Genomic DNA, 2929 nt, shown 5'->3' on the forward strand with positions numbered 1-2929 from the left:
GGAACGATATTATCCGTTGGATTTTCGTTTAAAGCTTGTAAAGCTCTTTTTTGAAGAAGGGTTGCCGGCCGCGCTGATAATCAAGGAGAGCGGCATACACAAGACGACGCTTTACAACTGGCTACGGCGCTACCGAAAGCAGGGCGAAGCAGGATTGTCTCCCTGTAAACCGGGCGGTGTGAAACGGCGCTGCCCGTTGCCGGTAAAGGAGAAGATCGTATCGCTCAAGCGTACGCATCCGGGTTTTGGCGTCAAGCGGATTTCGCAGGTGCTGCGCCGGATGTTTTTTCTATCCGCTAGCCCGGAGACGGTGCGCAAAACGCTGCATGAGTCTTCGCTGATAAGTCCTCCCGGCAGAAGAAAACCGCACCGCAATATGAGACGACCGCGATTTTTCGAGCGGAGCACGCCGAACCAACTCTGGCAGACGGACATTTTTACGTTTCGCCTGGGCGGCAAGTACGCCTATCTTATCGGTTACATCGACGATTATTCTCGGTACATAACAGGCCTGGATTTATTCCGGAGCCAGACGTCGGACAGTGTGATCGAGGTGTATCGCCGCGCAGCGGCGGAGTACAATCCGCCTAAAGAGATGTTGACGGACAATGGACGCCAGTATACGAGCTGGCGCGGCAATACGCGGTTTGAGGGGGAGCTTAAGAAGGACCACATACACCACATTAAATCGCAGCCGCACCATCCGATGACGTTGGGCAAGATCGAGCGGTTCTGGAAGACGATATATCTTGAGTATTTAAATCGGGCGCAGTTTGACAGTTTTGAAAACGCGCAGGAGCGTATTCGTTTGTGGGTGAAGTATTACAATCATCAGCGACCGCACCAGGGCATCGGCGGCTTGTGTCCGGCGGACCGATATTTTGAGATACAGACGGAACTGCGCAAGACCATCGAACACGGCATTCAGGAAAATCTATTAGAGATGGCGCTGCGGGGCAAACCGCGCTCGCCGTTTTACATGGTAGGCCGGATGGAAGGGCAGTCGGTTGTTCTGCGGGCGGAGAAAGGCAAGCTGCGGCTGACGCTTGACAATGAGAAGCAAAATGCGCGGGAGTTAATTTATTCATTAGGCCAGGGAGAACAAGATCATGGAAAAAACAGAGAAGGCGACGAAGATAAAAAAACAGAGGACGGTCTTTACGGCGCAGGAGAAGTGCCGGGCGGTGTTATCGATCTGGTCGGACCGGAGAAAACCGGGGGAAGTGTGCCGGGAGTTGACCATCCCGTGGGCGCTGCTGTCGCACTGGCAGACGCGGGCGATGGAAGGGATGCTGCAAGCGCTGGAGCCCAGAGTCAATTTAAAGCAGGGTCCGGCGCTGAGTCCGCGCTTGCAGATGTTACTGGAGCAAAAGCGTTTTGGGACAACAATCCTGCGGAACAAACTGACGACCCGTCTTGTCAAATTGCAGGAAGCGGTACGGATGGAGCCGGAAGCGAAAATTGAGATGAAGTCATAATCCTTGAACCGGGGAATACGCATGAGTCACAAGGACAAGCAGGAGTTAGCGCGGCAACGCATGACGCTGTTGATCAAAGTCCGTTCGGGCGGGATGACCGCAACGGAAGCGGCGCAGCAGCTCGGCGTCTCGCGCAAAACATGGTACGAATGGGAGAACCGGGCGCTCAACGCGATGAACACGGCCCTGGAAGACCGCTTGCCGGGCAGACCGCCGGCTGCCGTGGATACAGAGAAGGAGTTGTTGCAGAAACGCGTAGCGGAACTGGAGAAGCAGTTATATCTTGCCAAGCAGACCGAGGAAGTACGGAACCTGCTGGCAGCCTATGAACTGTATCATGCGAAAAAAAAACGGAACCGAAAGGAGCGGCGATAGTTCGAATGCTTGCCATTATCGATGCCGTTAAACGGCAATCGCTGTTGCCGTTCCGTTCGATCTGCCATACCATGAAACTGCCCTATGGCAATGTCATGCGCTGGCGTCAACGGCGACAAGCGCCGCTACCGTGTGTCCGGCGGCCTGGTCCTAAAAAGATCGCGCCGCTGGACTTAAGTGCCTTATCGGCAGGTATTGGGCAACTTGCGCATGGTGTAAAGCGTACCATCGGCGCGGGTGATCTTTACCGGCGCTATGCGGCCGGTATCTCCCGCCGTGTTTTGATGGCGCTCGTCGCTATGGCGCGGCACGACGTGCATACAGACCAGAGGAACAATCTGCGGCGCATCGCGTGGCTTGCTCCTGGGGTTATCTGGGCCATGGACGCATCGGAATATGAACAGCGTGACGCCCAAGGAAAGAAGGTCTATCTTAATCAAGTGCAGGACTTGGCGTCACGGTATAAGTTCAGCCCTATGGCGGGTGAATGTCCCTGCGGCGAAGAAATCGCCGGATACCTGGCCGCGCAGTTCAAACGGTTCGGCGCTCCGCTGTTTTTAAAACGCGACAATGGCGGCAACATGAACCACGCGGCGATTAACGACGTCCTGTCCGAATATTTTGTCATACCGCTGAACAGCCCGGTCTATTATGCGCCGTACAACGGTGGAATCGAACATGCGCAGGGCGAGCTTAAATCGGAACTGCGTTCGCTACTGTCAATGGCTTCCGCTTGCCCCCGCGAACACATCGAGGCGTATAGCGCCGCTGCCGCGCACAATCTAAACCATGGGCAGCGACCGTGTTTAAACGGCCAAAACGCCTGTCAGGCCTTCTTTACAACAAAACAAACATTTACCAAACGCCAAAGGAGGAATGTCTATGAATGGATCGTAGCGTTGCAAAAACATATTTTAGAAAACATGAAGGACAATCAAAAATCGTCAGCCGAATCCGCATGGCGTATCGCCGTCGAATCCTGGCTGCGCAAAAACGGCTCTATTACCGTCACCATTAACAAAAAAGTGTTACCCGTTTTTCAGGAAATCCGGACTCATAATTAGATGGTGTGCACA

General features: G+C 54.1%; 3 protein-coding genes. All 3 read left to right on the forward strand.

What is annotated here, in order from left to right:
• Nucleotides 1-1465: IS481 family transposase (locus PHO67_09000; GenBank protein ID MDD5547274.1), on the forward strand; the 1465-nt coding region annotated here is incomplete at its 5' end.
• Nucleotides 1466-1499: 34 nt separating this feature from the next.
• On the forward strand, nucleotides 1500-1853 hold the full coding sequence (locus tag PHO67_09005) for a helix-turn-helix domain-containing protein (GenBank protein MDD5547275.1): 354 nt from the start codon (nucleotides 1500-1502) through the stop codon (nucleotides 1851-1853).
• Nucleotides 1854-1858: 5 nt separating this feature from the next.
• The gene (locus tag PHO67_09010) at nucleotides 1859-2917 is read left to right on the forward strand and encodes a hypothetical protein (protein MDD5547276.1); all 1059 of its coding nucleotides are present in this window, start codon (nucleotides 1859-1861) and stop codon (nucleotides 2915-2917) included.
• Nucleotides 2918-2929: the final 12 nt, after the last annotated feature.

The sequence above is a fragment of the Candidatus Omnitrophota bacterium genome (assembly GCA_028716565.1).
GTDB lineage: Bacteria > Omnitrophota > Gorgyraeia > Pluralincolimonadales > Pluralincolimonadaceae > Pluralincolimonas.